Source organism: Methylobacterium sp. WSM2598, from assembly GCF_000379105.1.
In the GTDB taxonomy this organism is placed as follows: Bacteria; Pseudomonadota; Alphaproteobacteria; order Rhizobiales; family Beijerinckiaceae; genus Methylobacterium.
Map to the genome: position 1 here is coordinate 6,240,713 of NZ_KB900609.1, position 26,029 is coordinate 6,266,741.

Genomic DNA, 26,029 nt, shown 5'->3' on the forward strand with positions numbered 1-26,029 from the left:
AGGGGACCCGCCATGCCGCCCGCCGTGAACCGTCCGATGAGCCTCTCCGACTGGGGCCTGATCCTGCTCCTGTCGGTGCTCTGGGGCGGCTCGTTCTTCTTCGTGCGGGTCGCCCTCGACGCGCTGCCCCCGCTCACCGTCGTCGCCCTGCGCCTCGCGCTGGCGGCCCTGATCCTCAACGCCCTCGCGCCGCTCCTCGGCGCGCGCATGCCCCGCGACCGCGCGACCTGGGCCGCCTTCCTGGGCATGGGGATCCTCAACAACGCGATCCCGTTCTGCCTGATCGCCTGGGGGCAGACGCAGATCGCCTCCGGCCTCGCCGCGCTGCTCAACGCGACGACGCCGCTCACCACGGTGGTCGTCGCCCACTTCCTCACCCGCGACGAGCGGATGACCGGCCGGCGCCTCGCCGGGGTCGGGCTCGGCCTCGCGGGCGTCGCCGTGATGGTCGGCCCGGCGGTGCTGGGCGGGCTCGGGGCGGCGGCGCTCGCGCAGGGGGCGGTGCTCGCCGCGGCCTGGTCCTACGCCCTCGCGGGCGTCTACGGCCGGCGCTTCGGCCGGATGGGCCTGCCGCCCCTCGTCACCGCCGCCGGCCAGGTGACCTGCTCGGCGCTCCTCCTCGGGCCGCTCGCCCTCGCGCTGAACCGGCCCTGGACGCTGCCACCGCCGGGCCCGGGCGCCTGGGGCGCGGTGCTCGGCCTCGCCTGCCTCTCGACCGCGCTCGCCTATCTGATCTTCTTCCGCATCCTGGCGCGGGCCGGGGCGACCAACATCGCCCTCGTCACCTTCCTGATCCCGGTCTCGGCGATCGGCCTGGGCGTGCTCGTCCTCGGGGAGCGGCTCGACGCGCGGCAGATCGCCGGGATGGGGCTGATCGGGGCGGGCCTCGCCGCCATCGACGGACGGCTCCTCGACCGGCTGCGCCCGCGCGGCGCCCCGCGTCGCGGGCCCGGGGAGGCGTGAGCCGCCCGAGCCGGGACGGCACCGCCCGCCGGAGCAGCGCGATGCTCCTCTAATCCACCGTGCGGGCCGTCCAGGTGGCGTGGCGCACGCCGGGCGCGCGTTCGAGGCTCACCACCACCGCGTCGAGTTCCGCCGGATCGACCGCGGTGCTGACCAGGGTCGCGACGAGTTCGACCTCGCCCTCGGCCGGCTCCTCGACCGTGACCTCGCTTACCGGGTAGTTCGCCCCCTCCAGCCGCTCGGTGAGGAGGTCGCGGGTGCGGCCCAGGGCGTCGCCCTCGGTCGTCAGGCGCACCTCGTAGGTCGCCTCGGTGGAGCGCTCGTCGATCGGGATGCGGTTGATCGCGTTGACCAGGGGGCGCAGCAGGGTGTTGCCGGCGAGCACCGCGCCGGCGACCAGCACGGCCTCGCCGAGAAGATCCGCCCCCGAATAGGCCCCGACCGCGGCCGAGCCCCACAGGGTCGCCGCCGTGTTGAGGCCGCGGACGTTCATGCCCTCCTTCATGATCACGCCCGCGCCCAGGAAGCCGACGCCGGACACCACGTAGGCGGTGATGCTGACCGCGCCGGCCTGGGCGTTGAGCCGCATGCCGAGATCGACGAAGGCCGCCGCGCCGACCGCGACCAGCACGTTGGTGCGCAGGCCCGCGGTCCGCTGCCGGTACTGCCGCTCCGCCCCGATCAGGGTTCCGAGCAGGAAGGCGACGAGGAGGCTGAGGGCGGAATCGACGAAGGCCCCGGGCTGGAACGCCTGAAAAGCCGCCATGCCTGCATCATCCGCGTCGTCGAGGGAGCCGGCCGCTCATAGCCCGACCGCGCGGCCGGCGGAAGCCGGGCGCCGGCCCGGGAGCCGCTCCGCGACGGTACCCGCCGCAAAGTTATCCCCAACCCTGGCAAGCCCGGCCGCATCGTGGCAAGAACAACAAGGTGCGGGGGTTGCGGGGCGTCGTCATGGGTCGTCTGGGGGTATTTCCGTTCTTCAAGGACGCGGGGGTCGACCTCGCCCCCTACGAGACCCGCTGCATCTGGAGACGCTTCGAGCCGAACGAGGTCCTGGTGGACTTCGACGACGCCTCGACGGACGTGTATTTCCTGGCCGCGGGCGAAGTGCGCATCCTCAACCGCACGCAATCGGGCAAGGAGGTGATCCTCGGGGAGATGCGCGGCGGCGAGTTCTTCGGGGAACTCGCGGCGATCGACGGGGTGAGCCGCTCGGCCAACGTCACGGCGCTGACGCGCGGCGAACTCTGCGTCGTGCCGGCGCCGGTCTTCCGCCAGATCGTCTTCGCGGCGCCGCCGATCGGGGACCGCCTGCTGCGCCTCCTCGCCAAGCGGGTGCGCTCGCTCAACGGCCGCCTGATGGAGCACGCGGTCCTCGACCTGCGCCACCGGCTCTACGCGGAGCTGCTGCGGCTCTCCTCGCCGCGGGCGGGCTCGGACGGCGAGCGGGTCGTGACCCCGCCGCCCTACCACCACGTGCTCGCCGCCCGGATCGGCTGCCGCCGCGAGCAGGTGACGCGGGAATTCACCGTGATGGCCCAGGAGGGCCTCGTGGACCGCACCCGCGGCGCCCTGATCCTGCGCCGGCCCGACCTGCTGGAAGCCCGGGTCGCCGAGGCGCTGCGGGAGGACGGCTGAGCGCCGGCGGCGGCCGGTGCCGGTCGCCGAGACGGCCACCGGTTCGGCGGCGAAACCGACGTGAGGGCCGAAGCAGACTTGCCTCGCGCGCTCCTGCTTTGACGGAACGGCGCAGGGCGGTTCCGCCCAGCGACGTCGTCCTGTGCAGGATTCGCTACCCGAATCCGGCGCGGGTTGCTTAGGCCAACCAGTCGGGGGTGCGCGCGCACGCCGTGCATGCTACCGTTAGGTCATGTTCGGTTGCGTGTGCGGCCGGCGGCCGCGCCCGGTGGATCGGCGGCGACATCTCGGCCCTGCCTCCTCGTCGGCGACACCCCGATCGGGCCGCTGAGCGCGCGCCGGTTTCCGAACCGGGCGGGCGCGACGTGCAGCTCCTGCACCGCGGCGCATTCCCGGCGCGCGGCTAGGGGGGAGTGGCGGTGGGCAGACTCGGACAGATCCTGTCGGCGCAACACGAGCAGGTGCTCGACGCGTGGCTCCGCCGCCTCGACGCGCCCGGGGAGACCAAGCCCGGCCGGACGACCTCGCCCGGGCTGCTGCGGGTCGAACTCGCGGCCTTGCTGCGAGCCCTGACCGACGCCTTCCTCGCCGGCGAGGGCGGGGTGAGCGGCGAGCCCTTCGCGGCGATCGAGGCGCAGGCGACCGCCATGAGCGCGGCGCGGGCCCGGGACGGCTTCACCCCGATGGAGACGGCGAGCCTGCTGATGTCCCTCAAGGACGCGGCCGCCGAGGTGGTGCGGCGCGAGGCGGGTGCGGGGCCCGAGCATCCGGCCGAGATCCTCGCTCCCTTCGGCGCCGCCGTGGACCGGCTGGCCCTCGTGACCTTCGCGGCCTTCGTGGAGACGCGGGAGCGGCTGATCGAGCGGCAGAGCCGGGCGCTCCTCGACCTCGCCACCCCGGCGCTGCCGATCTGGCAGCGCATCATGCTGATGCCGCTCGTGGGGATCATCGACACGCAGCGCGCGCGGCAGATCATGGAGAGGCTCCTCGACGCCCTCGGGCGGGAGGAGGCCTCGATCGCGATCCTCGACGTCACCGGGGTGCCGGTCATCGACAGCCGCGTCGCCCTGCACCTGACCAGGACCGTCGAGGCGGCGCGCCTGCTCGGCGCCCGGGTCGTGGTCACGGGCATCAGCCCGGACGCGGCCCAGACCCTCGTGAAGCTCGACGTGACCCTCACCAGCATGATCACCCGGGGGACGCTGCGGGCCGGCCTCGCCGAGGCGTTCCGGCTCCTGCGCGAGGAGGTGCGGCCGAATCCGACCGAGGCGGGACTCTGATGCGCGTGCCGATCCTGCGCTACGGCCGCGTCCTGCTGACGTCGCTGCCCGCCGACCTCACCGACCAGCAGGTGATGGACCTGCAGATCGACGCCCTGGCGCGGCTGCGGGACGGCCAGGCGGACGGGCTCGTCATCGACATCACGGCGGTGGACGTGGTCGATTCCTACATGGCGCGCATCCTGTCGGAGACCGCCCGGATGGTGGGCATCATGGGCGGCGTCGCGGTGCTGGCCGGGATGCGCCCCGCCGTGGCGCTGACGCTGGTGGAGATGGGGCAGAACCTGATCCGGATGGAGACGGCCTTCGACCTGGAAGGCGGCGTCGCCAAGGTCAGGCGCGCGATGGCCGCCCGCGGAGGTCGGAATGACGACCCGCCCGCACCCTGACGCCTTCGCCCAGCCTCTGCGCGGCGGCCCGGCCGGCCGCGAGGGGGAATTGGCCGTCCGCGTCGCCGTCCGGATCCAGGAGGATATCCTGGCGGCGCGCCACGCCGCCCGCGACGCGGCCCGGCTGGTCGGGCTCGGCACCGTGGACGAGACGAGGCTCGCCACCGCGGTCTCCGAACTGGCCCGCAACGCGCTCCGCTACGCCGGGGCGGGCGAGTGCCGCATCCTCGCCCGGACCAACGCCCTCGCCGTCACGGTCGCCGTCGAGGTCGAGGATCACGGCCCGGGGATCGACGACGTGGCCGCCGCCCTCACGCCGGGCTTCTCGACCGGGGGCGGGCTGGGGCTCGGGCTCCCCGCCGTGCAGCGGCTGATGGACGAGATTTCCTTCGACACGCGGCCGGGCGGCACCCTGGTCCGCGCCAGCCTGGTGCGCCGGCCGTGAGCGAGGTGGTCGAAGCCCTCGGCTTCCGGATCCGGGCCGAGATCGACGCCGTGGAGGCGTGGCAGGAGGCCCGGCGCCTGGCCGAGCGCCACGGCTTCGGGACGGCCCGGGCGCACGACCTCGCCACGGCCGTGTCGGAACTGGCGACCAACCTGGTGCTGCACGCCCGCCGCGGCGGGACCCTCCGGCTCGCGGTGCGCCGCGAGGCGGACCGGCCGGTGATCGAGATCACGGCCGAGGATGACGGTCCGGGCATCGCCGACCTCGGCAAGGCCCTGGAGGACGGATACTCGACCGGCGGCGGCCTCGGCTGCGGCCTGCCCGGGACGCGCCGGCTCGTCGACCGCTTCGCGATCACCTCGGCCCCGGGAATCGGGACCCGCGTCGCCTGCGCGGTGCGTCGGGCATGAGGATCGGCGCCGCATCCCGGACCTATCCGGGCGAGAGCCTGTGCGGCGACGGGGCGGCCTGGTGGGGCGAGGGGAGCGCGACGCTGGTCTGCCTCGCGGACGGGCTCGGGCACGGCGCCGAGGCCCACCTCGCGGCGCGCGCCATCCTGGCCGTGGCGCGGGACTGCGCCGGGCTCGATCCGGCGCCGCGGCTCGCCGCCATCGACCGGGCGGTGCGACGCACCCGCGGCGGGGCCGCGCTCCTCGCGCGGATCGACCCCGCCGCCATGCGGCTCTCCCTCGCGGGGGTCGGCAACGTGCGGGCGGGCCTGTTCGGGCAAGAGACCCGGCGCTTCGACGGCACGCCCGGCATCGTCGGGGCGGGCCCGCGCGAGGTCCGCCCCCTCGATCTCGCCTTCGCGGCGGGGGACGCGCTGGTGCTGTGGACGGACGGCCTCGCCCCCGTCGAACTCGACGCGGACGAGCGGCGCCTGCGCGGCGACCCGCAGCGCCTCGCCGGCCGGCTGCTGGCCCGGTTCGGGCGGGCGGAGGACGACGCCACGGTGATCTGCGTGGGGCTCCCGGGCGATCAGGACTGCGCCGGCCCGTAGGCCGCGAAGAACACCCGCACCGCCTCGCCGATCAGGTAGGCCGCTTCCGCCGGGGTCGGCGGATCGCCCACCGCGAAGAGCAGGCGCCGCATCGTCGCCGCCGCGCAGAGGTCGAGGAAGTGGCGCGCGGCCAGCGCCGTGTCGGTCGGGCGCAGGCGCCCCGCCGCCACCTGCCGGTCGAGATAGGCCCGCAGCCGCTGCGCCCCCTGGACCGGACCCGCCTCGTAGAAGGCGCGGCCGAGCCGCGGGAACTTCTCCGAGGCGCCGATCACCGTGCGGATCGAGGCCACGTGGTCGGACCGGCACATCTCGTCGAGGAAGCTCAGGCCGAGCCGCCGCAGCACCGCCGGCACGTCGGGGTCGTCGACGTCGAGGCGGAAGAGGTTCTCGGCGAGGGTGCGCTTCTCCTCGACGGTCAGCGCCTCGAACAGCGCCTCCTTGCTGTCGAAGTAGACGTAGAGCGTGCCCTTCGAGACTCCCGCCGCCTTGGCGATGCTGCCCATGCTCGCCCCGTCGAAGCCGCAGGCGAGGAAGACCTCGCGCGCGCCGTCGAGGATCTGGCGGCGCTTGTCGCTCTCCGCCGCGTCGAGGGTGGTGGGACCATCGGCCATCCGAGAACCATTTCCTCCTTCGCGAAGCCGGTCAAGCCGGCCCGTCGATCGAGGGTGCGCCGGGACGGGGGAGAAAGCGCCCCCGACCAGGCCGCCGTTGACCGAACCGTTCGGTCAATCTATATCGGTGCGCGCCGGCGGCGGTCAACCGCGTCGGGACGATCGGGGATCGGGCAATGGCCTATCGGGACGAGTACGCGCAGGGTCAGGGCGTGCAGGGTGACGCGGCGCGCGACCGGGCTGCGCCGGACGCCGCGCCGGGAACGCCGCGGCGTCGCCTGCGCCGGGTCCTGCTGCCGCTCGCCCTGCTCGCCGCCCTCGGAGCGGGCGGCCGCGAGGGCTATGCCTGGTACACGACCGGCCGCTTCCTCGTGTCGACCGACGACGCCTACGTGCAGGCCGACATCGCGACGCTCGCCGCCAAGGTCTCGGGCTACCTCGCTTCCGTCCCGGTGGTGAACGGGCAGGCGGTGCGGGCGGGCGACGTCATCGCGCGCATCGACGACGGCGATTACCGGCTCGCCCTGCGGGCGGCCGAGGACAAGCTGGCGACGCAGCGCAGCACCATCGCGCGCATCGCCCGCCAGGTCGAGGCGGCCCGCGCCCAGGTGGCGCAGGGCGAGGCGCAGATCGAGGCGGCCCGCGCCGACCAGGTGCGCGCGGCGGCCGATTACCAGCGCCAGACGCAGCTCGCCCAGTCCGAATTCGCCGCCCGCGCCCGCCTGGAGCAGGCCAAGGCCGATCGCGACCGCTCGGACGCCAACGTCAAGGCCGCCGAGGCGGCCCTGCTCGCCGCCAAGGCCAACGTGGCGGTGCTGGAGGCGCAGGGCCGCGAGGCCGAGAGCCTCGCAGCCGAGCTCAGGACCGGGGTGGACCGCGCCGCCCGCGACCTCTCCTTCACGGAGCTGCGGGCGCCCTTCGACGGGGTGATCGGCAACAAGGCCGTGGAGGCGGGCGCCTACGTGCAGCCCGGCTCGCGCGTCGCCGCCCTGGTGCCCCTCGACAGCGTGCGCGTCGACGCGAACTTCAAGGAGACGCAGCTCGCCCGCATGCGGGTCGGGCAGCCGGTTCATATCCGGGTCGATGCCTGGCCCGACCGCGACATCCTCGGCACGGTCGAGAGCTTCTCGCCGGCCTCCGGCTCCGTCTTCAGCCTGCTGCCGCCCGACAACGCCACCGGCAACTTCACGAAGATCGTCCAGCGCCTGCCGGTGCGGGTGAAGGTGCCGGCCGAGATCGCCCGGGAGGGCCTGCTGCGCCCCGGCCTCTCGGTGGTGGCGAAGGTCGACACGCGCGGCCTCGGCGCGGAGGCCCCGGAGCCGCGCGCGGTCTCGCACGCCGCCGCGCAGCGGCATGCCGCTCGGGAGTGAGCCCGTGGCCGCCGCGCCGATCGCCGCCGGGCCCTCGGCCGCCGCGCCGCCGGCCGCCGAGCCGCCCCTCGACCGCCGCCGCATGGTGGCGTTCGTCTCCATGGTGTTCGGGATGTTCATGGCGATCCTGGACATCCAGATCGTCTCGGCCTCCCTCGCCGAGATCCAGGCCGGCCTCTCGGCCTCGGCCGACGAGATCCCCTGGGTGCAGACGAGCTACCTCATCGCCGAGGTGATCTCGATCCCGCTCTCGGGCATGCTCTCGCGGGTGCTCTCGACCCGCTGGATGTTCGTGATCTCGGCGGGCGGCTTCACGCTGATGAGCCTGATGTGCGCGACCTCGTCCTCGATCGGCGAGATGATCCTGTGGCGCGCCCTCCAGGGCTTCATCGGCGGCGGCATGATCCCGACCGTCTTCGCCTCGGCCTTCACGATCTTCCCGCCCTCGAAGCGGGGCATCGTCTCGCCGATGATCGGCCTCGTGGCGACGCTCGCCCCCACCATCGGCCCGACGGTCGGCGGCTACCTCACCGACCTGTTCGACTGGCACTGGCTCTTCCTGGTCAACATCCTGCCGGGCCTGTGCGTCACCGTCTCGACCTGGGCGCTCGTCGATTTCGACGAGCCGAACCTCGCGCTCCTGCGCCGCTTCGACTGGGCCGGGCTCGCCTTCATGGCGGGCTTCCTGGGCTGCCTGGAATACGTGCTGGAGGAGGGCCCGCTGCACGACTGGTTCCAGGAGGAGTCGGTGTTCGTGGCCGCGCTCGTCTGCGCGGTCTCGGGGGTGCTGTTCTTCTGGCGGGCGCTGCGCGCGGACCAGCCGATCGTGGACCTGCGCGCCTTCTCGGACCGCAACTTCGCGGCCGGCTGCGCGGCGAGCTTCGTGCTCGGGATCGGGCTCTACGGGCTCACCTACCTCTACCCGGTCTATCTCGGGCGGGTGCGGGGCTACTCCGCCCTGCAGATCGGCGAGACGATGTTCGTCTCGGGGCTGTGCATGTTCGTCACCGCCCCGATCGCCGGACGGCTCTCCGGCCGGGTCGATCCGCGGATCATGATGGCGCTCGGCTTCACCGGCTTCGCGGCGGGCACCTTCCTGGTCACGGGCCTGACCAAGGATTGGGATTTCGGGGAGCTGCTGCTGCCGCAGGTGCTGCGCGGCTGCTCGCTGATGCTCTGCATGATCCCGATCAACAACATCGCCCTCGGCACGCTGCCGCCAGCCCGGATGAAGAACGCCTCCGGCCTCTACAACCTCACCCGCAACCTCGGCGGCGCGGTCGGGCTGGCGCTGATCAACACGGCGCTGAACGACCGCTGGGACCTCCACCTCGCGCGCCTGCACGAGCGCTTCACCTGGACGAACCCGCTGGTGCTGGAGCGGCTCGACGCGATGGCGCGCGGCTTCTCGGGGCTCGCCGGGGATCCGGACGCCATGGCGCTCAAGGCCATGATGGGCACCGTGCGCATCCAGGGCCTTCTGATGAGCTTCTCGGACGTGTTCCTGATGCTGACCGGGCTCTTCCTGGCCATGGCCTGCGCGACGCCGCTGATCCGGCGCCCCCGGGCGGGGGCGGGCGGCGGCGGCCATTGACGACGGGGGGCGGGAGGGCGCCGCGGCGCCCTCCCGCTTCGCCGGCGCCAGGATCGGCGGCGGCGCCCTCAGCCCTTCATCGCGTCCGCCTTCTCGATCAGCGCCTCGGCCATGCGGATCGACGCGATGTCGATGAGGCGGCCGTCGAGGGAGACGGCGCCGCGGCCGGCCCGGGCGGCCTCCTCCATCGCCTGCAGGATGCGGCGGGCCTTGGTCACCTCGGCCTCGGTGGGGGTGAAGACCTCGTTGGCGAGCTCGATCTGCGAGGGGTGGATCGCCCACTTGCCCTCGAAGCCGAGCACCGCGCAGCGCTTGGCCGCCGCCTTGAACCCGTCCGGATCGCTGAAATCGCCGAACGGCCCGTCGATCGGGCGCAGCCCGTAGGCCCGGCAGGCGACCAGCATGCGGTTCTGGGCGAACAGCCACGGGTCCTGCCAGTGGGTCTGGCGGCCGCCCTCGGCGTCCTTGTCGGTCAGCACCGCGTAATCCGGGTTGACGCCGCCGATCACCGTCGAGCGGGCCCGCGTCGAGGCCGCGTAATCGGCCACCCCGAACGACATCGCCTCCAGGCGCTTCGAGGATTGCGCGATCGCCTCGACGTTGGCCATGCCGAGCGCCGTCTCGATCAGCACCTCGAAGCCGATCCGCTTGTCGCGCTTCTTGGCCTGCTCGATCTGGGTGACCAGCACGTCGATCGCGTAGACGTCCGCCGGCACGCCGACCTTCGGGATCAGGATCATGTCGAGGCGCGGGCAGGCCTCCACGATGTCGACCACGTCCCGGTACATGTAGTGGGTGTCGAGACCGTTGATGCGGATCATCATGGTCTTGCTGCCCCAATCCAGGTCGTTGAGGGCCTGGATGATGTTGCGGCGGGCCTGCTCCTTGTCGTCGGGCGCGACCGCGTCCTCGAGATCGAGGAAGATGACGTCCGCCGCCGACTTCGCCGACTTCTCCATGAAGGTCGGATTCGAGCCCGGCACCGCGAGTTCGGAGCGGTGCAGGCGGGCCTTGGCCTGCGGGATCAGGGTGAAGCTCATACGGTGGTACTCCTTCGGGGAAACGGGCGGGGGAACGGAGCGATCAGCCGGTCGCGCCGAACCCGACCGCGATGCAGTTGATGGAGAGCAGGAGCGCCGACTTGAAGGTCTCCCGCCTCACCTCGTCGGTCTCGCCGCGGAAGCGGCGCAGCAGCTCCACCTGCTCGCGGCTGACCTGGTTGATCACCGGCAGGCGCTCGGTCAGCCGGCCGCGATATTGCGGGAAGCGCTCCGCCACCTCGGCGTCGCCGCTCACCCGCACCACCATGCGCCGCGTCAGGTGGTACTCCTCGGCGATCATGGAGAAGATCTCCTCGCGCACCCGCGCGTCCGGCACCAGGCCGGCGAAGTCGCGGGCGATGTCGAGGTCGACCGTGAGCAGCGTCTTCTCGACCTCGTCGAGGACGAGGCGGAAGAGCCGCGACTCCGCGAACATCCGGCGCAGCAGCGCCTCGCCGGCCTCGCCGCGCACGTCGAGGAAGCTCATGAGGCCGCTGCCGACCCCGTACCAGCCGGTGATGACGTGCCGGTTCTGCGACCATGCGAAGACCCAGGGGATCGCCCGCAGGTCGGCGAGGCTGCGCGCGCCGAAGCGCCGGGCCGGGCGCGAGCCGATGTTGAGCAGCGCGATCTCGTCGAGGGGGCTCGCGGCGCCGAAATAGGTGACGAGGTCCGGGTGCGAGACCAGCTTGACGTAGGCCGCCCGCGAGGCGCCCGAGAGCGCCTCCATGGCGTCGTCGAAGTCCGGCCGCGGCGCGAAGGAGGGGTCGCGCTCCGCGTTCAGGGCGTGCGCGAAGACCGAGGAGGCGAGCAGCTCCATCTGGTAGGCGGCGGTGCCGCGGTTGGCGTACTTGAACGAGACCACCTCGCCCTGCTCGGTGGTGCGGAAGCGCCCCCGGATCGAGCCCGGCGGCTGGGCCGCGATGGCCCGGCCGGTCGGGGCGCCGCCGCGGCTCACCGAGCCGCCGCGGCCGTGGAAGAACGCGATCGGCACGCCCGCCTGCTTGCCGACCTCGGTCAGCTTGGCCTGGGCCTTGGCCAGTTCCCAGTTCGACGACACGAAGCCGCCGTCCTTGTTGGAATCGGAGTAGCCGATCATCACCTCCTGCACCCCGCCCTGCCAGCGGGTCGAGCGGCGCACCAGGGGGATCTGGAGGAGTTCCCGCATGATCGCCGGCGCGGCGCGCAGGTCGTCGATCGTCTCGAAGAGCGGCACGATCGGCAGCGGGCAGATCTCGATCCCGGCCGCGTCGAGGAACAGCCCCGCCTCCTTGGCGAGGAGGTAGACGCCGAGGATGTCGGGCACCGAGTGGGTCATCGACAGGACGAAGCTGCCGAAGGCCTCGCGGTCGAGCTCCTTGCGCATCTCGCCGACGAGCCGGAAGGTCTCCAGCGTCTCGCGGGCCTCCTCGGGCAGGGACTGGAACGAGCGCTGGCCCTCCAGGGGCCGGGCGAGTTCCGCCGTGAGCCACGCCGTCCAGGCGGGCTGGTCCACCTCCGGCGGCGCGGCCTCGTCGCCGCGTCCCTGACGCCAGAGGGCCTGCAGCGCCCGCGTCGTGCGGGTGGTGTTCTCGCGGATGTCGAGGCGCACGGTCGAGAAGCGAAAGATCTCCACCATGCGGCGCACCGGCCGCACCAGGTCGACGGCCAGGGACGGGCACTTGGCGTCGGTGAGGCCCGCCTCCAGCACCCGCAGGTCGTTGATGAGGTCGTCCGCGTCCGAGTAGTCGGGCGCGCCGGTGATCGCGTCGCCCTCGTTGCGGGCGATCGTGGCTTCGAGCTTGCGCAGGATGCAGGTCAGGTACTGGCGGTAGAGTTCGCCGGGATTGCGCCGCGCGATGCCACGGGCATCCCCGCTCGCCGCGAGCTGGCGGGCGAGTTCGGTCTTGAACGAGGCGGGGGCGGGCAGGGAGCGCTCGCTGATCGAGAGCATCCGCCCGAGATGGATCACCCCGTCCCGGTAGCGGCGCATGCTGGCGAGCGCGTTGCGGCGCAGGGTCGAGCGGGTGACCGCGGCCGTGACGAAGGGGTTGCCGTCGCGGTCGCCGCCGATCCAGGAGCCGAACTGGAAGAAGGCCGGCACCTCGAACGTCTCGTCCGGGTAGTATTCCCGCAGGCTCTCCTCCAGCGAGACCATCACCTCGGGCAGCATCTCGAACAGGGTCTCGTCGAAGAAGTGCAGGCCCCAGGCCACCTCCTGCTCGACGGTCGGCTTCTCGAGGTGGAGTTCGCCCGTCATCCAGACGAGCTCGATCTGGTCGCGCAGGTCGGCCATCAGGCCGGTGCGCTCGCGCTCGGTCCAGCGGGGGAGTTCGAGTTCGCGCAGGAGCAGGTAGATGCGCCGGAACTTCTCCAGCACGGTGACGCGCTTGCCCTCGGTCGGGTGCGCGGTCAGCGTCGGGCGGATGCGCAAATCCTTCAGGAGCGCGTGGATCTCGCGCGCCGGGACGCGGTTGTGCACCGCCTCGGCCAGGACCGCGCTGAAGGAGCCGCGCAGGGCGTGGCGCCCGCGCGTGCGCTCCACGTGGCGGCGGCGGCGCATCGCGGTGTTCTGCTCGGCGATCGAGATGAGCTGGAACCAGATGCCCTGGACCTGGAGCGCGCGGGCCATCAGGTCCGGCGAGAAATCCGAGATGTTGGCGTTGCCGTGCAGCACGGATTCGAGTTCCGGCTCGTGGCGGCGGCAGACGTCCAGCAGGGAGTGGAACAGGATGTCGGTCGCCTCGCGGGACGAGGTGCCGGTGATCACGGGGGGCGCGAACGAAGGATCGGGAGCGCCCGCGGGGACGGAAAGCGCGAGGGTCATCGTCGGCCTCTCGGGACAGGGGGGCCGGGGCCGCCCCGCCTGCGGCGAGGGGGCGGCCCCGAATGGTCGCGCGGCGACCCGGGAAGGTCGCTGGCGACCCGGGAAGGTCGCTGGCGACCCGGGAAGGTCGCTGGCGACCCGGGAGGGTTGCGGGCCGGGCCGCGCGGACTTCCTCAGGCCGCCTTGCGGCGGGTCGCCATGACCTTGGCCATGGTGGAGCCGAACTCGCCCGGGCTCGGGGCGACGGTGAGCCCGTAGGAGCGCATGATCTCGGCCTTCTCGGCGGCGCTGTCGCCGACCGCCGAGATGATCGCGCCGGCATGGCCCATGCGGCGGCCCTTCGGGGCGGTGAGGCCCGCCACGAAGCCGACCACCGGCTTCGACATGTTGTCCTTGATCCAGGCCGCGGCCTCGGCCTCCTGCGGGCCGCCGATCTCGCCGATCATCAGCACCGCGTCGGTCTCCGGATCCTCCTCGAACAGGGCGAGGTGGTCGAGGAAGGAGGAGCCGTTGATCGGGTCGCCGCCGATCCCGACCGAGGTCGAGATGCCGAGGCCCACCGCCTTCATCTGCGAGGCCGCCTCGTAGCCGAGGGTGCCGGAGCGGGAGATCACCCCGACATTGCCCTTCAGGTAGATGTGGCCGGGCATGATGCCGAGCATCGACTTGCCGGGCGAGATGATGCCGGCGCAGTTCGGCCCCACCACCATCGAGCGGCGCTCCTTGGGGTAGCGCTTCAGGTAGCGCTTCACCCGCATCATGTCCTGGGCCGGGATGCCGTCGGTGATCGAGCAGATCAGCCGGATGCCCGCATCGGCCGCCTCCATGATGGCGTCCGCCGCGAAGGGCGGGGCCACGAAGGTGATGCTGGTGGTGGCGCCCGTCTGCCTCACCGCCTCCTTGACGGTGTCGAAGACAGGAATGCCGAGGTGGCTGCGCCCGCCCTTGCCGGGGGTGACGCCGCCGACGACGTTCGAGCCGTACTCGATCATCTCCTTGGCGTGGAAGCTGCCCTTGTCCCCGGTGATGCCCTGGATGAGGATCGGGGTCTTCTCGTCGATCAGGATGCTCATGACACGTCTCCGGGATCTCGGGGTCAGGCCGCCGCGCGGGTGCCCTTGACGGCCTGCACGGCCTTCTGGGCGGCTTCCGTCAGGGTGTCGGCGGTGATGAGGTCGAGCCCGCTCTTCTCCAGGATGGCCTTGCCGGCCTCGACGTTGGTGCCGGCGAGCCGGACCACCAGCGGGACGCCGATCTGGACCTCCTGGGCGGCCTGGATGACGCCCTGGGCGATCCAGTCGCAGCGGTTGATGCCCGCGAAGATGTTGACCAGGATCGCCTTCACGTTCGGGTCCGAGAGGACGAGGCGGAAGGCGGTGGCGACGCGCTGGGGGCTCGCGCCGCCGCCGACGTCGAGGAAGTTCGCCGGCTCGCCGCCCGCGTGCTTGATCATGTCCATCGTCGCCATGGCGAGGCCCGCCCCGTTGACGATGCAGCCGATCTCCCCCTCGAGGCCAATGTAGTTGAGGTTGTGCTCCGCGGCCTGCGCCTCGCGCGGGTCGCTCTGCGAGGGGTCGTACATGTCCGCGATGGTGCGGCGCCGGAACAGCGCGTTGTCGTCGAACGACATCTTGGCGTCGAGGGCCAGCACCCGGTCGTCCTTGGTGACGACGAGCGGGTTGATCTCCAGCATGGTGGCGTCGCAGTCGCGGAAGGCGCGGTAGGCGCTCATGATGGTCTTCACCGCCCCGCCGACCTGCTTAATGTTGAGGCCGAGCTGGAAGGCGAGTTCGCGGGCCTCGAATTGCTGCAGGCCGACCGCCGGCTCGACCACGACCTGGAGCAGGGCCTCGGGATCGGTGGCGGCGATCTCCTCGATGTCCATGCCGCCGCGCTGCGAGGCGATGACGCGCACGCGCTCGGCCTTCCGGTCGAGGACGAAGCCGAGATAGAGCTCGCGCTCGAACGGATCGGCGGTCTCGATGTAGACGCGCTGCACCGGCTTGCCCTCGGGGCCGGTCTGGTGGGTGACGAGGCGCTTGCCGAGCAGGTCCTTGGCCGCGTCCCGGACCTCGTTGTAGGTCTTGCACAGGCGGATGCCGCCGGCCTTGCCGCGGGCGCCCGCGTGGATCTGGGCCTTCACGGCCCAGTGCCAGCCGCCGAGTTCGGTGGCGGCGTAGACCGCCTGGTCGGGGCTGAAGGCGACCGCGCCCTTCGGGATCGGCACGCCGAAGCTCGCCAGCAATTCCTTGGCCTGGTACTCGTGGACGTCCATGGTTGCCTCCTCGGGTCCGTGTGCGGGCGCGAGCGCCCGTTCCGGGAGCGGACCGCGCCCCGGTTGAAGCAGATTTCGGTTTTCCCTAAGGGAGCGGCTCCCGGCCCACGGCCGGGAGCGGCCCTTCAGCTCAGCTTCGCCTTGACGACGCCGTAGGTCTTCTCGGTCAGGGCGTCGGCCCCGGAGAGAAGATCGTCCAGTTCGCGCAGGCGCCCCTCCGCGAAGTCGCGGTCGGTGATGGCCTTGGCGTTGACGAAGACGTTGAGGGCGGCGCTGCGCAGGCCCGCCTGGGCCGACAGGACCGCGACCCCCGCGTCGCTGATCACGTTGAGGTTGCCCTTCTCGGCGGTCACCGCCGCGAGGTCGATGACCTGCCGGCAGGCGCGGCAGCAGGCGAGGGGCACGTCGGTGGCCTGGCGCAGGGCGACCTGGATCGCCTCGGCCCGGGCCGCCTTCTCCTCGTCCGTGGCCTTGGGCAGGCCGTAGGCGCCCATCACCGCGTCGAAGGCGGCGACGTCGTCCGCGATCATGCCGGTGAGGCTGGCGCGCAGGGCCTCCGCCTTCTCGCGGACGCCCTTCAGCTCCTCCTCCACCTCGGCGTACTTCTTCTTGCCGATGGTGAGGTTGCAGACCATGGAGACGAGGGCCGCCCCCATGGCGCCGGAGATCGCCGCCGCCCCGCCGCCGCCGGGCGTCGGCTGCTCGCTCGCCAGCCCGTCGAGGAAATGGGCGATCGTCTCGTGCTCGGCCATCACGCCATCTCTTTCGCCAGGGCGTAGATCTGCTCGGCGTCGAGCAGCGACTCGGTGCTCTCGAACAGCTTGGCCACGCAGGAGCGGTGCAGCTTGAGCTTCAGCCCGCCGATCCCGAGCGCGCCGAAGGCCCTCTTGCCGTGGCGCTCCTTGCCCTTGTCCATGGCGTCGATGCCGCCGAAGCCGAGCGGCGGCTGGGCGTTGTAATCGGCGAGGAAGCGGATGCTCGCCTCGTTCGCCCAGGCCTCCTCGGGCAGGAGTTCGAGGCCGATCGCCCCGGCCGAGAACACCACCTGGGCGCCCTTCACGACGGCGGCGCGCGAGGCCGCGTCCGGGGTCTCCAGCGCCTCGACGGCGACGCCGAAGCGCTTCTCGATCGCGCGGGCGGCCTCCTCGGCCTTGGCCCGGGAGCGGCCGGTCAGCACCACGGAGGCGCCCTCGCGGGCGAGCAGCGCCGCCGAGCGCATGCCGACCGGGCCGGTCCCGGCGAGCACCACCGCGCGGCTGTCCCTGAGCGAGCCCGCCGCCTTGGCGACGAGGGCGACGCCCGCCGCCGCCGTGGTGTTGGAGCCGTTCGAGTCCAGCATCGCCGAGACCCGGAACGGGCCGAAGAAGCGCTTCTTGACCGCCTCGAACACCGCCTCGCCGGCCGCCATGCTGCCGCCGCCGACGAAGATCGCCGTCGACTTCTTCTCCGACCCGCCGCGGGTGTAGATCGTGCCGTCGACGAGGGCGCCGACGCTCTCCGGCGTCACGCCGCCGTAGCCCGTAATGTTGTCGGCGCCGCCGTCATAGCCGACCACCGTGTCGAACACGCTCGGCATCGGGTCGGTGTCGAACTGGAACAGGAGCTTCTTCATCATCCAACCTCTGGCCGCTGGCGCGGCTTGACGATTCTGGCCGCTCGCGCGGCTACTCTGGCGGCCGGACGCGCCACGCGCCCGGCGCCCCGGCCGCCCCGTTGTAGCGCGCCGCGGGGCGCGCCGCGCGTCACTCGACCACGTTCTGCGGCCTGCCCGCCACGAAGGCCTCGATGTTGTCGACGAGCTGGTCGGAGAGGATCTGCATCGCCTCCTTGCTGGCCCAGGCCACGTGGGGCGTGACGATCAGGTTCGGCAGGTCGAGGTCGAGCAGGATGTTGCCCTCGACCGGCGGCTCGGTGGTGAGCACGTCGAAGCCCGCCCCCGCGATCGTGCCGTTCCTGAGCGCCTCGGCGAGGGCCGCCTCGTCCACCAGCCCGCCGCGGGCCGTGTTGATGAGGATGGCGTCGCGCTTCATCTTGGCGAACTCGTCCCGCCCGATCATGTTGCGGGTCTCGGGCGTCAGCGGCACGTGCAGCGTGATGACGTCGCTCTCGCGCAGGATCGTCTCGAAATCGACCAGGCCCTCCTGCGGGAAGACGTCGGTGGCGATGACCTTCATGCCGAGGGCCTCGGCCCGCCTGGCGATCGACTTGCCGAGCGCGCCGTAGCCGACGATGCCGAGCGTCGAGCCGGCGATGTCGCGGATCGGATAATCGAAGTAGCAGAACTGCCGCGACTTGTTCCAATCACCCCGACGGGTCGAATTCGCGTAAGGCACGATGGCGCGGCGCAGCGCGAAGATCAGCGCGACGACGTGCTCCGGCACCGTGTTGAAGGCGTAGTTGCGGATGTTGACGACGGTGATGCCCTGCTGCTTGGCGACGGCCTTGTCGACGATGTCGGTGCCGGTCGCCGCGACCGCGATCAGCTTGAGCTTGGGCAATTGGCGCAGGGTCTCGGCCCGCATCGGCACCTTGTTGACGATCGCGATCTCGGCATCGGCCAAGCGCGCGACGATCTGGTCCGGCGCAGTGACGTCATATTCCTTGTAGCTGTGCGGGAAGCTGAATTCGCGCACGCGGGCATCGAGCGTCTCGCGGTCGAGGAAGACGATCGTGTGGGACATCGCGGGAATCTCCGGCTGGCCTTGCGCGGGGGAGCGGGGCCGCGGGCCTGGCATACCAGACCCGCGGCTTATTCCTCACACCCGGACGACGCCGTCGGAGTGGTTGCGGTCGAAGATGCCCGCCTCGCTCGGGCGCTTGTCCTTGGCCAGGATGGTCTCGCGGAAGTGCTTCTGGGCCGCGCCGACGCCGCTGCCCGGCTCGATCCGGATGCCGGCGTCGAGCATCGCCATCTCGGCGCCCGCCAGCGCGCCGAGCAGCATCAGGTCGTTGAGGTCGCCGAGATGGCCGATCCGGAAGAGCTTGCCGGCGACCTTGGACAGGCCGGCGCCCAGCGCGAGGTTGTAGCGCCGGAAGGCGACGTCGATCACGTCGGCGCCGTTGACGCCCTCCGGCACCATGATGGCGCTCACCGTGTCGGAGTACCACTTGGGCTCCTTGGCGCAGAGCGTCAGGCCCCAGGCCTTCACGGCGGCGCGGCAGCCGTCGGCGAGCACGCGGTGGCGCTCGAAGACGCGCTCCAGCCCCTCCTCGAACAGGCAGGCCATGGCCTCGCGCAGGCCGTAGAGCAGGGGCAGGGCCGGCGTGTAGGGGAAGTAGCCGGTGGCGTTCGCCTTCGACATGTCGCCGAAGTCGAAGTAGACGCGGCGGCACTCGGCCGTCTTGTAGGCGGCGAGCGCCTTGGGGCTGACGCAGACGATGCCGAGGCCGGCGGGCAGCATCAGGCCCTTCTGCGAGCCGGTGATGGCGCAGTCGACGCCCCACTCGGTGGCGCGGAAGTCGATGCTGCCGATCGAGGACACGCCGTCCACGTAGAGCATCGCCGGGTGGTTGGCGGCGTCGATGGCCCGGCGCACGGCGCCGACGTCGCTGGTCACGCCGGTGGCGGTCTCGTTGTGGACGACGAGGACGGCCTTGATGCGGTGCTCGCGGTCGGCCCGCAGGGCCTCCTCGATCCGCTCCGGATTGGCGCCGGTGCCCCATTCCTCGTCCTGGATGACGACGTCGAGGCCGACGCGCTGGGCGAGGTCGATCCAGAGCGTGCTGAACTGGCCGAAGCGCGAGGCGAGCACGCGGTCGCCGGGCGACAGGGTGTTGGTGAGCGCGGCCTCCCAGGCGCCGGTGCCGCTCGACGGGAAGATGAAGACCTGCCCGTCCTTCGACTTGAACACCTTCTTCAGGTTCTCGAACAGGGGCAGCGTCAGGTCCGGGAACGACGACGAGCGATGGTCCTCCATCGGCACGATCATCGCGCGCTGGACGCGCTCCGGCACGTTGGTCGGACCCGGCACGAAGAGAAAGTTGCGACCCGGCCGTCTCGATCCTGCCATGTTGTCCTCCAGTTTCCTTGACCGTCGTCGGTCGAGACCCGGTCGGGCTCGTTGGGGAGCCCTCGTTGGGCCCGCGGGGGAAAGCCTCAGGCGCGGATGACGCGCCGACCCGGACGGGGGAGGGGCTGGCTCTGGAGTGCCCTGAGGGCGGAGCGTCGGAACCCGAACTCCATGGTGCGCCTTCCCATCCGGTTCTTCGTTGTTCACGGGGCGGGGCGCGTCCGACCGCGGGCCCCGCTTCCGTGTCGGGGCGGACTATGGGTCGGACGGGACCAGAAGGAAAACTGAAAAAACTTTCCATCTCGTTCAAAAATTTGGAATTTGTACTTTTGACCGGGACCTGCGGCGGCCCCGGGCCGGCCTCGCGCGCCCGGCTCGCGCCTCACCCGCAATGTCGCGCGCGGGAGCGCAGTATTGCATCAGCACAGGCCGAGAACCGAATCGCGCCTCGCGCGTTGTTAAGCTGGGGATAGGCATCCGGCGGAGGATTGGCCATGGTGACGAAATCTCTGGTGATCGCGGGTCTCTTGGTGGCCGGGATGGGCGCGGCGCGCGCCGCGGATGACGGCCTGGCGGCGGCCGGCCTCGCGCCGATCGCGGTGGTGGGCTTCTCCGACAGCGTCCCGCGGGGCATGCCGCTGTTCGCGGCGCTGCCGCGGCTGGCGCCCGGCGCCGAGGCGGACCTCCGCGACGTCGGCGCGAGCGGCCTGGTGGCCTTCCGCGACGGGCTGCCGACGGCCCTCGACCCGAACGCCGACATCGCGACGGCCTCGACGGGCCGCTGACGGCGGGGCGCCGACCGGATCGACGGTTGTGCGGCCGCACCCTCATCGGTACGGCCGCGGCCCCGCCCGAGTCCCACGCCGAGCCCAGCAGCGGCAGCGCGTGGCGGAGCGTCGCGGCACCCGCCTCGTCATCCCGCCTTCGCGGCAGAGCCACGCCGGTCGGGAGTCGAGAGACCTGACGAGGGCGCCCGGCCCGCGACGGAGCGGGCGGATCCTACGAGGGGAAGTGGACGCGAAGGGGGTGGTGGAGCCAGGCGGAATCGAACCGCCGACCTCTTGAATGCCATTCAAGCGCTCTCCCAACTGAGCTATGGCCCCGTTCCATCCACGGCGCATGGGGGCACCGCGGGTCTCGCATCATCGACGGTCCCGCGCTGCGCGGCCCCGCTCGACCCGGTCATCCCGGAAGATTTCTGGTGGAGCCAGGCGGAATCGAACCGCCGACCTCTTGAATGCCATTCAAGCGCTCTCCCAACTGAGCTATGGCCCCACGCTCAAGACCGCGGCGGTTGGGTCGCCCGCGGTGCCGCCCGACCGGCCCGTCGGGGCGGTCGCGTTCGGTGGCGGCTGTATATGAGGGCGCCGCGGCGGAGACAAGCCCCCGCGGCGCCGTCTTGCGAAGTTTTCGTGACCGCGCCGGATTCGCGAGGCGCGGCCGCGACTTAGCCGATCACGATTCCTCGTCGGTCTCGATGTCGCCGTCGATCAGGTCGGCGACGTCGTCGCCGCTCTCCTCGTCCTCCTCCAGGAAGGTGTCGTCGTCGCCGCCGGCACCGCCCACGTCGGCGTCGTCGTCCACGACGGCGTCGGCCCCCTCCTCGGCGGCCTCGACCTCGTCGAGGGAGATCATCTCGGGCGTGCCCGCCTCGTCGTCGGGCTCCTCGTCGGCGGCGCGGCTGGCGATCGCCGGGGGCGGCACGCGCGTCGTCGTGAGGGCCGCGATCTGGTAGACCGTGCCGCATTTCGGGCAGGTGGCGGGGTCCCTGTTGAGGTCGTAGAACTTGGCGCCGCAGCTCATGCACTGGCGCTTCAAGCCGAGTTCCGGTCTGGCCACGGTTCGAAAGCCTTCGAGATATCGTCGGGAAAGGGCCCGTTAGTCGGGGGCGTTGGCCGTGTCAAATCGGACGCCGGCGGCGGGCCGGCGCGGCCCTGCCGATCGACGGAGCGCTCCCGGCGTCATCCGCCCGGAGCCGGCCGGCGGATGACGCGGGAGCGCCCGCGTGGTAACGACCCGCCGCTCCCGACACTCCCTCGACCAGGCAAGAGTCCGTGTCCCACGATTCCGTTCCCTCGCCGATCACCGCCCGGGCCGGGACGCCCCTGCGGGGGCGGCTGCGCCCGCCCGGCGACAAGTCCATCTCGCACCGGGCGATGATCCTCGGCCTGCTCAGCCTCGGCGAGACCCGGGTCGAGGGCCTGCTGGAGGGCGACGACGTGCTGCGCACCGCCGCCGCCGCCCGGGCGCTCGGCGCCGGGATCGACCGCGACGGGCCGGGCCGCTGGCGGGTGCGCGGCGTCGGCATCGGCGGCCTGTCGGATCCCGAGGGCGTGCTCGATTTCGGCAATGCCGGCACCGGCTCGCGGCTGATGATGGGCGTCGTCGGCGGCCAGCCCGTCACCGCGACCTTCGACGGCGACGCCTCGCTGCGCAAGCGGCCGATGCGGCGGATCCTCGACCCGCTGGTGCAGATGGGCGCGCAGATCCTGTCCGAGCAGGCGGGCGGGCGCGTGCCGCTGACGCTGCGCGGCCCCGAGGAGGCGATCCCGATCACCTACGCGACGCCGGTCGCCTCCGCGCAGGTGAAGTCGGCGGTGCTGCTCGCCGGCCTCAACGCGCCCGGCACCACCACGGTGATCGAGGCCGCCGCGACCCGCGACCACACCGAGCGGATGCTGCGCCTGTTCGGCGCCGAGGTCACGGTCGCGGCGCACGGGCCCGCGGGCCACGGCCGCGCCATCGCGCTCACGGGCCAGCCGACCCTGCGGGCGGCCGAGGTGATCGTGCCGGCCGACCCGTCCTCGGCCGCCTTCCCGATCGTCGCGGCGCTGATCGTGCCGGGCTCGGACGTGGTGATCGAGGGGGTGATGATGAACCCGCTGCGGACCGGGCTCATCACCACGCTGATCGAGATGGGCGCCGACATCGCGCGGCTGAACGAGCGCGACGAGGGCGGCGAGACGGTGGCCGACCTGCGGGTGCGGGCGAGCCGCCTCGCCGGGGTGACGGTGCCGCCCGAGCGCGCGCCCGCGATGATCGACGAGTACCCGGTCCTCGCCGTGGCGGCGGCCTTCGCGGAGGGCACGACGCGGATGCAGGGCCTGCACGAATTGCGGGTGAAGGAATCGGACCGCCTCGCCGCGGTGGCGGACGGCCTCAGGGCCAACGGCGTCGCCCACGTGGTCGAGGGCGACGACCTGATCGTGCACGGGGACGGCCGGCCGGCCCCCGGCGGCGGCACCGTGGCGACGCACCTCGACCACCGCATCGCCATGGCGTTCCTGGTGATGGGGCTGGCCGCCGGGGAGCCGGTGACGGTCGACGACGGCGCCATGATCGCGACGAGCTATCCGGCCTTCCTGGCCGATCTGCGGGGCCTCGGCGCCGCCTTCGCCGAGTGAGTGCGGGTGAGCGCGGGGACGACGGGATGGTGATCGCGATCGACGGGCCGGCGGCGTCGGGCAAGGGCACGCTCGCGCGGCGGCTCGCCCAGCATTACGGCCTGCCGCATCTCGACACCGGCCTCCTCTATCGGGCGGTGGCGCTGGCGCTCCTCGACGCGGAGCGCGACCTGCGGGACGAGGCAGCGGCGGAGGCGGCGGCCCGCACGCTGCGCGCCGAGTCGCTCGGCGACGCCCGCCTGCGCGAGCGCGCCATGGGGGAGGCGGCCTCCCTGGTCTCGGCGCTCCCGGCGGTGCGGGCGGCGCTCCTCGACTGGCAGCGCCGCTTCGCCGCCGCGCCGGGCGGGGCGGTGCTCGACGGGCGCGACATCGGCACGGTGGTCTGCCCGGACGCGCCCGTGAAGCTCTTCATCACGGCCTCGCCCGAGGAGCGGGCGCACCGCCGCCACCGGGAGCTCGGGGGGCGGGGCGAGCCGGTGGCCTTCGAGGCGGTGCTCGCCGACATCGTGCGCCGCGACGCCCGCGACGCCGACCGGGCCGCGGCGCCCCTGCGCGTCGCCGACGACGCGGTGGTGATCGACACGACGGCGCTCGACGCCGAGGCGGCCTTCCGGGCCGCGGCGGCCGTGGTCGAGGCGCGCTGGCCCGGGCGGGGCTGAGCGACGCGCCCGGGCCTCGGGAGCCCTGCCGGCCGCCCCTTCCTCAGGTGCCCCTGGGCTTCGCCCGCCGGGTCGGCGGCGCGCCGAGCGGGTCGTCCGGCCAGGGATGCCGCGGGTACTGGCCGCGCATGTCGGCGCGCACCGCCGCCCAGGAGCCGCGCCAGAAGCCCGGCAGGTCGCGGGTGATCTGGATCGGGCGCTGGGCCGGGGAGAGCAGGTGCAGCACCAGCGGCACCCGCCCGCCGCCGATCGTCGGATGTGCGGCGAGCCCGAACAGCTCCTGCACCCGCACCGCCAGGACCGGCTCCTCGGCCCCGTAATCGATCGGGAGGCGCGAGCCGGTCGGCACCTCGACGTGGGTCGGGGCCTCCGCGTCGAGGCGCGCCCGCAGGGTCCAGGGCAGGAGCGCGTGCAGCGCCTCGGCGAGGCGCTCCGGCCCGATCTCGTCGAGGCGGGTGAGGCCGAGGAGGTGCGGCGCGAGCCAGTCCTCGGCCGCCGCCGCGAGCGCCGCGTCGGAGACGTCGGGCCAGGGCTCGCCCTCGGCCCGGCGCAGGAAGGAGACCCGCTCGCGCCACTGCGCCGCCGCCCTCGACCAGGGCAGGGCCGCGAGCCCGAGGCCGGCGATCCCGCGGGCGAGGAGCCGCGCGCTCGCCTCGTCGGCCGGGACCGGCAGGACGCGCTCGCCGAGCGTGACCGCGCCGAGGCGCCGCTGGGCCCGGGCGCGCAGGGCGCGGGCGGCGGGGTCGAAGGCGACGCTCTCGCGCGCCTCGATCCGGTCGGCGAAGCGCGCCTCGATCGCCTCGAGCCCGATCGGCGCCGCCGCCAGGATGCGCGCGGCGGCGGCCTTGCCGACGATCTCGGCCACCGCCAGGAAGGGCGCGCGGGCGAGCGCCAGGGCGGGGTCGAGGGCGGCGCCGCGGCCGTTCGCCAGCACGAACTCGCCGGGCCTGCCCCGGGCGCGGGCGATCCGGTCCGGATAGGCGAGGGCGAGGAGCGCGCCGAGGGGCGGGGCCTCGCCCTCGGCCGGGCCCGCCCCGGCGGCGCGGGCCCAGCCGGAGGCGAGCCGGCGCATGTCCTCCGCCCGGCCCGAGCGGTCGCGGCGGAAGCGCTCGACCCGCTCGGCGAGGTCGACCGCGTCGCCGCCGAGGCCGCGCTCGACCAGCACGGCGGCGAGGTCGGCCGCCTCCCGCGCCGCCGCCCGTCCCTCGGCCGCCGCCACCACCATGCGGGCGAGCCGCGGCGGCAGCGGCAGGGCGCGCAGGCGGCGCCCCTCGGGCGTCAGCCGGCCCCCGGCGTCGAGGGCGCCGAGCCCGGCGAGCAGCGCCTTCGCCTCCGCGAGCGCCGGGCCGGGGGGCGGGTCGAGGAAGGGCAGGGTGGCGGGATCGGTCACGCCCCAGGCGGCGCAGTCGAGGACGAGGCCCGCGAGGTCGGCCGAGAGGATCTCCGGCCGGGTGAAGGGCTCCAGCGCCCCGGTCGCCGCCTCCGCCCAGAGCCGGTAGCAGATTCCCGGCTCCGTGCGCCCGGCGCGGCCGCGGCGCTGGTCGACCGAGGCCCGCGAGGCCCGGACCGTCGCGAGGCGGGTGAGGCCGAGATCCGGCTCGTAGACCGGCACGCGGGCGAGCCCGGAATCCACCACCACCCGCACGCCCTCGATGGTGAGCGACGTCTCGGCGATGGAGGTGGCGAGCACCACCTTGCGCCGGCCCGGCGGGCTCGGGCGCACGGCCCGGTCCTGCTCGCCGCGGTCGAGGGCCCCGTAGAGCGGGGCGAGGTCGACCTCCGGATGGGCGGCGAGGCGCGGGGCGAGCAGCTCCGCGACCCGGCGGATCTCGCCCTGGCCGGGCAGGAAGGCCAGGACCGAGCCCGGCTCGGCCCGCAGCGCCCGCTCGATCGCCTCGGCCGTCGCCTCCTCGACGCGCCGGTTCGGGTCGCGGTCGAGGTAGCGCGTCTCGACCGGGAAGGCGCGGCCCTCCGAGGCGATCACCGGCGCCCCGCCCATCAGGCGCGCGACCCGGGCCCCGTCGAGCGTCGCCGACATGGCGAGCAGGCGCAGGTCCTCGCGCAGGCCGCCCTGCGCGTCGAGGGCCAGCGCGAGGCCGAGATCGGCGTCGAGGGAGCGCTCGTGGAACTCGTCGAACAGCACCGCGGCGATCCCGGTCAGTTCCGGGTCGTCGAGGATCATGCGGGCGAAGACGCCCTCGGTGACGACCTCGATCCGGGTGCGGGCGGAGACCTTCGAGCCGAGCCGCACCCGCAGGCCGACCGTGTCGCCGACCCGCTCGCCGCGGGTCTCGGCCATGCGCTCGGCCGCCGCCCGGGCCGCGAGGCGGCGGGGCTCCAGCACGATGATCCGCCCGTCGCCCCGCCAGGGCGCGTCGAGGAGCGCGAGGGGCACCCGGGTGGTCTTGCCGGCGCCGGGCGGCGCGACCAGCACGGCGTTCGGGCGTCCGGCGAGGGCGGCCTGGAGGTCGGCGAGGACGGCGTCGATCGGCAGGGCGGGGAGCGCGGGCATGCGGCCCGCATGGCCGCGCGGCGCGCGGGATGC

24 protein-coding genes and 2 tRNA genes are annotated in these 26,029 nt (G+C 73.2%); 12 read left to right on the top strand and 14 right to left on the bottom strand.

The window, feature by feature from the left end; genetic code table 11:
* Positions 1-12 precede the first annotated feature (12 nt).
* Positions 13-963 (top strand): DMT family transporter, encoded by a 951-nt coding sequence (locus MET2598_RS0129090; protein WP_012336202.1) that lies wholly within the window; start codon positions 13-15, stop codon positions 961-963.
* 49 nt (positions 964-1,012) lie between these two features.
* Here the strand turns inward: MET2598_RS0129090 and MET2598_RS0129095 are convergent, their stop codons facing one another.
* On the bottom strand, positions 1,013-1,729 hold the full coding sequence (locus MET2598_RS0129095; protein ID WP_018263243.1) for an MgtC/SapB family protein: 717 nt from the start codon (positions 1,727-1,729) through the stop codon (positions 1,013-1,015).
* A 185-nt stretch (positions 1,730-1,914) separates the two neighbouring features.
* Here MET2598_RS0129095 and MET2598_RS0129100 point away from each other — a divergent pair, with 185 nt between their 5' ends.
* The 6 genes from MET2598_RS0129100 to MET2598_RS0129125 all read left to right on the top strand — a co-directional run bounded on the left by MET2598_RS0129100 (position 1,915) and on the right by MET2598_RS0129125 (position 5,715).
* Positions 1,915-2,601: a Crp/Fnr family transcriptional regulator gene (locus MET2598_RS0129100; protein ID WP_018263244.1), complete on the top strand. Its 687-nt coding sequence runs from the start codon at positions 1,915-1,917 to the stop codon at positions 2,599-2,601.
* Positions 2,602-3,020: 419 nt separating this feature from the next.
* On the top strand, positions 3,021-3,881 hold the full coding sequence (locus MET2598_RS0129105; RefSeq protein ID WP_018263245.1) for an STAS domain-containing protein: 861 nt from the start codon (positions 3,021-3,023) through the stop codon (positions 3,879-3,881).
* Positions 3,881-4,270 (top strand): STAS domain-containing protein, encoded by a 390-nt coding sequence (locus tag MET2598_RS0129110; RefSeq protein ID WP_012336198.1) that lies wholly within the window; start codon positions 3,881-3,883, stop codon positions 4,268-4,270. Before MET2598_RS0129105 ends, MET2598_RS0129110 begins: the two co-directional genes overlap by 1 nt.
* Entirely contained in the window at positions 4,248-4,715 is a 468-nt protein-coding gene (locus MET2598_RS0129115) for an ATP-binding protein (protein ID WP_018263246.1), read from the top strand. The genes MET2598_RS0129110 and MET2598_RS0129115 overlap by 23 nt, the downstream gene beginning before the upstream one ends.
* A complete protein-coding gene (locus MET2598_RS0129120; RefSeq protein ID WP_051086537.1) occupies positions 4,712-5,125 on the top strand; it encodes an ATP-binding protein in 414 nt (137 codons plus the stop codon). Before MET2598_RS0129115 ends, MET2598_RS0129120 begins: the two co-directional genes overlap by 4 nt.
* Entirely contained in the window at positions 5,122-5,715 is a 594-nt protein-coding gene (locus tag MET2598_RS0129125) for a SpoIIE family protein phosphatase (protein WP_018263248.1), read from the top strand. The genes MET2598_RS0129120 and MET2598_RS0129125 overlap by 4 nt, the downstream gene beginning before the upstream one ends.
* Here MET2598_RS0129125 and MET2598_RS0129130 read toward each other — a convergent pair.
* Positions 5,694-6,326, bottom strand: coding sequence for a TetR/AcrR family transcriptional regulator (locus MET2598_RS0129130; RefSeq protein WP_018263249.1), 633 nt, complete (start codon positions 6,324-6,326; stop codon positions 5,694-5,696). The genes MET2598_RS0129125 and MET2598_RS0129130 overlap by 22 nt on opposite strands.
* Before the next feature lie 176 nt (positions 6,327-6,502).
* Between MET2598_RS0129130 and MET2598_RS0129135 the strand changes: the two genes are divergently transcribed.
* Positions 6,503-7,696: an HlyD family secretion protein gene (locus MET2598_RS0129135; RefSeq protein ID WP_018263250.1), complete on the top strand. Its 1,194-nt coding sequence runs from the start codon at positions 6,503-6,505 to the stop codon at positions 7,694-7,696.
* Complete coding sequence (locus tag MET2598_RS0129140; RefSeq protein ID WP_018263251.1) at positions 7,680-9,290, top strand: DHA2 family efflux MFS transporter permease subunit; 1,611 nt, start codon at positions 7,680-7,682, stop codon at positions 9,288-9,290. The genes MET2598_RS0129135 and MET2598_RS0129140 overlap by 17 nt, the downstream gene beginning before the upstream one ends.
* A 68-nt stretch (positions 9,291-9,358) precedes the next feature.
* Here MET2598_RS0129140 and MET2598_RS0129145 read toward each other — a convergent pair whose 3' ends face one another.
* The 8 genes from MET2598_RS0129145 to MET2598_RS0129180 form a co-directional block, all read right to left on the bottom strand.
* Positions 9,359-10,330, bottom strand: a complete 972-nt coding sequence (locus MET2598_RS0129145; RefSeq protein WP_012336191.1) for an HpcH/HpaI aldolase/citrate lyase family protein — start codon at positions 10,328-10,330, stop codon at positions 9,359-9,361.
* Positions 10,331-10,373: 43 nt separating this feature from the next.
* Complete coding sequence (locus MET2598_RS0129150; protein WP_012336190.1) at positions 10,374-13,136, bottom strand: phosphoenolpyruvate carboxylase; 2,763 nt, start codon at positions 13,134-13,136, stop codon at positions 10,374-10,376.
* A 173-nt stretch (positions 13,137-13,309) separates the two neighbouring features.
* The gene (gene sucD / locus MET2598_RS0129155; RefSeq protein WP_018263252.1) at positions 13,310-14,209 is read right to left on the bottom strand and encodes a succinate--CoA ligase subunit alpha; all 900 of its coding nucleotides are present in this window, start codon (positions 14,207-14,209) and stop codon (positions 13,310-13,312) included.
* A gap of 23 nt (positions 14,210-14,232) precedes the next feature.
* A complete protein-coding gene (locus MET2598_RS0129160; RefSeq protein ID WP_012336188.1) occupies positions 14,233-15,411 on the bottom strand; it encodes a malate--CoA ligase subunit beta in 1,179 nt (392 codons plus the stop codon).
* A gap of 125 nt (positions 15,412-15,536) precedes the next feature.
* Positions 15,537-16,163: a methenyltetrahydrofolate cyclohydrolase gene (fchA, locus tag MET2598_RS0129165; RefSeq protein WP_012336187.1), complete on the bottom strand. Its 627-nt coding sequence runs from the start codon at positions 16,161-16,163 to the stop codon at positions 15,537-15,539.
* Entirely contained in the window at positions 16,163-17,026 is an 864-nt protein-coding gene (locus MET2598_RS0129170) for an NADP-dependent methylenetetrahydromethanopterin/methylenetetrahydrofolate dehydrogenase (RefSeq protein ID WP_012336186.1), read from the bottom strand. The genes fchA and MET2598_RS0129170 overlap by 1 nt, the downstream gene beginning before the upstream one ends.
* Positions 17,027-17,153: 127 nt before the next feature.
* Complete coding sequence (locus MET2598_RS0129175) at positions 17,154-18,092, bottom strand: D-2-hydroxyacid dehydrogenase (RefSeq protein WP_018263254.1); 939 nt, start codon at positions 18,090-18,092, stop codon at positions 17,154-17,156.
* A 75-nt stretch (positions 18,093-18,167) separates the two neighbouring features.
* Complete coding sequence (locus tag MET2598_RS0129180) at positions 18,168-19,421, bottom strand: aminotransferase class V-fold PLP-dependent enzyme (protein ID WP_026190999.1); 1,254 nt, start codon at positions 19,419-19,421, stop codon at positions 18,168-18,170.
* 494 nt (positions 19,422-19,915) lie between these two features.
* Between MET2598_RS0129180 and MET2598_RS0129185 the strand changes: the two genes are divergently transcribed.
* Entirely contained in the window at positions 19,916-20,206 is a 291-nt protein-coding gene (locus tag MET2598_RS0129185) for a hypothetical protein (RefSeq protein WP_012336183.1), read from the top strand.
* A 242-nt stretch (positions 20,207-20,448) separates the two neighbouring features.
* On the opposite strand, the gene MET2598_RS0129190 is transcribed toward MET2598_RS0129185, so the two are convergent.
* The 3 genes from MET2598_RS0129190 to MET2598_RS0129200 form a co-directional block, all read right to left on the bottom strand.
* Positions 20,449-20,524 (bottom strand) — tRNA-Ala (locus MET2598_RS0129190).
* Between the two features lie 96 nt (positions 20,525-20,620).
* A tRNA-Ala gene (locus MET2598_RS0129195) sits at positions 20,621-20,696 on the bottom strand.
* A 180-nt stretch (positions 20,697-20,876) separates the two neighbouring features.
* The gene (locus MET2598_RS0129200) at positions 20,877-21,260 is read right to left on the bottom strand and encodes a TIGR02300 family protein (protein WP_012336182.1); all 384 of its coding nucleotides are present in this window, start codon (positions 21,258-21,260) and stop codon (positions 20,877-20,879) included.
* A gap of 215 nt (positions 21,261-21,475) precedes the next feature.
* Between MET2598_RS0129200 and aroA the strand changes: the two genes are divergently transcribed.
* Positions 21,476-22,825, top strand: a complete 1,350-nt coding sequence (gene aroA, locus MET2598_RS0129205; RefSeq protein ID WP_018263257.1) for a 3-phosphoshikimate 1-carboxyvinyltransferase — start codon at positions 21,476-21,478, stop codon at positions 22,823-22,825.
* A gap of 26 nt (positions 22,826-22,851) precedes the next feature.
* Positions 22,852-23,484, top strand: coding sequence for a (d)CMP kinase (cmk, locus tag MET2598_RS0129210; protein ID WP_012336180.1), 633 nt, complete (start codon positions 22,852-22,854; stop codon positions 23,482-23,484).
* Positions 23,485-23,527: 43 nt separating this feature from the next.
* Here the strand turns inward: cmk and hrpB are convergent, their stop codons facing one another.
* Complete coding sequence (hrpB, locus tag MET2598_RS0129215; RefSeq protein WP_018263258.1) at positions 23,528-25,996, bottom strand: ATP-dependent helicase HrpB; 2,469 nt, start codon at positions 25,994-25,996, stop codon at positions 23,528-23,530.
* Positions 25,997-26,029: the final 33 nt, after the last annotated feature.

Bases quoted from the DNA above. Each gene is read 5' to 3' on its own strand.
- MET2598_RS0129090 (WP_012336202.1), top strand. From the start codon at position 13: ATGCCGCCCGCCGTGAACCGTCCGATGAGCCTCTCCGACTGGGGCCTG.
- MET2598_RS0129095 (WP_018263243.1), bottom strand. From the start codon at position 1,729: ATGGCGGCTTTTCAGGCGTTCCAGCCCGGGGCCTTCGTCGATTCCGCC.
- MET2598_RS0129100 (WP_018263244.1), top strand. From the start codon at position 1,915: ATGGGTCGTCTGGGGGTATTTCCGTTCTTCAAGGACGCGGGGGTCGAC.
- MET2598_RS0129110 (WP_012336198.1), top strand. From the start codon at position 3,881: ATGCGCGTGCCGATCCTGCGCTACGGCCGCGTCCTGCTGACGTCGCTG.
- MET2598_RS0129115 (WP_018263246.1), top strand. From the start codon at position 4,248: ATGACGACCCGCCCGCACCCTGACGCCTTCGCCCAGCCTCTGCGCGGC.
- MET2598_RS0129125 (WP_018263248.1), top strand. From the start codon at position 5,122: ATGAGGATCGGCGCCGCATCCCGGACCTATCCGGGCGAGAGCCTGTGC.
- MET2598_RS0129130 (WP_018263249.1), bottom strand. From the start codon at position 6,326: ATGGCCGATGGTCCCACCACCCTCGACGCGGCGGAGAGCGACAAGCGC.
- MET2598_RS0129135 (WP_018263250.1), top strand. From the start codon at position 6,503: ATGGCCTATCGGGACGAGTACGCGCAGGGTCAGGGCGTGCAGGGTGAC.
- MET2598_RS0129140 (WP_018263251.1), top strand. From the start codon at position 7,680: ATGCCGCTCGGGAGTGAGCCCGTGGCCGCCGCGCCGATCGCCGCCGGG.
- MET2598_RS0129145 (WP_012336191.1), bottom strand. From the start codon at position 10,330: ATGAGCTTCACCCTGATCCCGCAGGCCAAGGCCCGCCTGCACCGCTCC.
- MET2598_RS0129150 (WP_012336190.1), bottom strand. From the start codon at position 13,136: ATGACCCTCGCGCTTTCCGTCCCCGCGGGCGCTCCCGATCCTTCGTTC.
- sucD (WP_018263252.1), bottom strand. From the start codon at position 14,209: ATGAGCATCCTGATCGACGAGAAGACCCCGATCCTCATCCAGGGCATC.
- MET2598_RS0129160 (WP_012336188.1), bottom strand. From the start codon at position 15,411: ATGGACGTCCACGAGTACCAGGCCAAGGAATTGCTGGCGAGCTTCGGC.
- fchA (WP_012336187.1), bottom strand. From the start codon at position 16,163: ATGGCCGAGCACGAGACGATCGCCCATTTCCTCGACGGGCTGGCGAGC.
- MET2598_RS0129170 (WP_012336186.1), bottom strand. From the start codon at position 17,026: ATGATGAAGAAGCTCCTGTTCCAGTTCGACACCGACCCGATGCCGAGC.
- MET2598_RS0129175 (WP_018263254.1), bottom strand. From the start codon at position 18,092: ATGTCCCACACGATCGTCTTCCTCGACCGCGAGACGCTCGATGCCCGC.
- MET2598_RS0129180 (WP_026190999.1), bottom strand. From the start codon at position 19,421: ATGGCAGGATCGAGACGGCCGGGTCGCAACTTTCTCTTCGTGCCGGGT.
- MET2598_RS0129185 (WP_012336183.1), top strand. From the start codon at position 19,916: ATGGTGACGAAATCTCTGGTGATCGCGGGTCTCTTGGTGGCCGGGATG.
- cmk (WP_012336180.1), top strand. From the start codon at position 22,852: ATGGTGATCGCGATCGACGGGCCGGCGGCGTCGGGCAAGGGCACGCTC.
- hrpB (WP_018263258.1), bottom strand. From the start codon at position 25,996: ATGCCCGCGCTCCCCGCCCTGCCGATCGACGCCGTCCTCGCCGACCTC.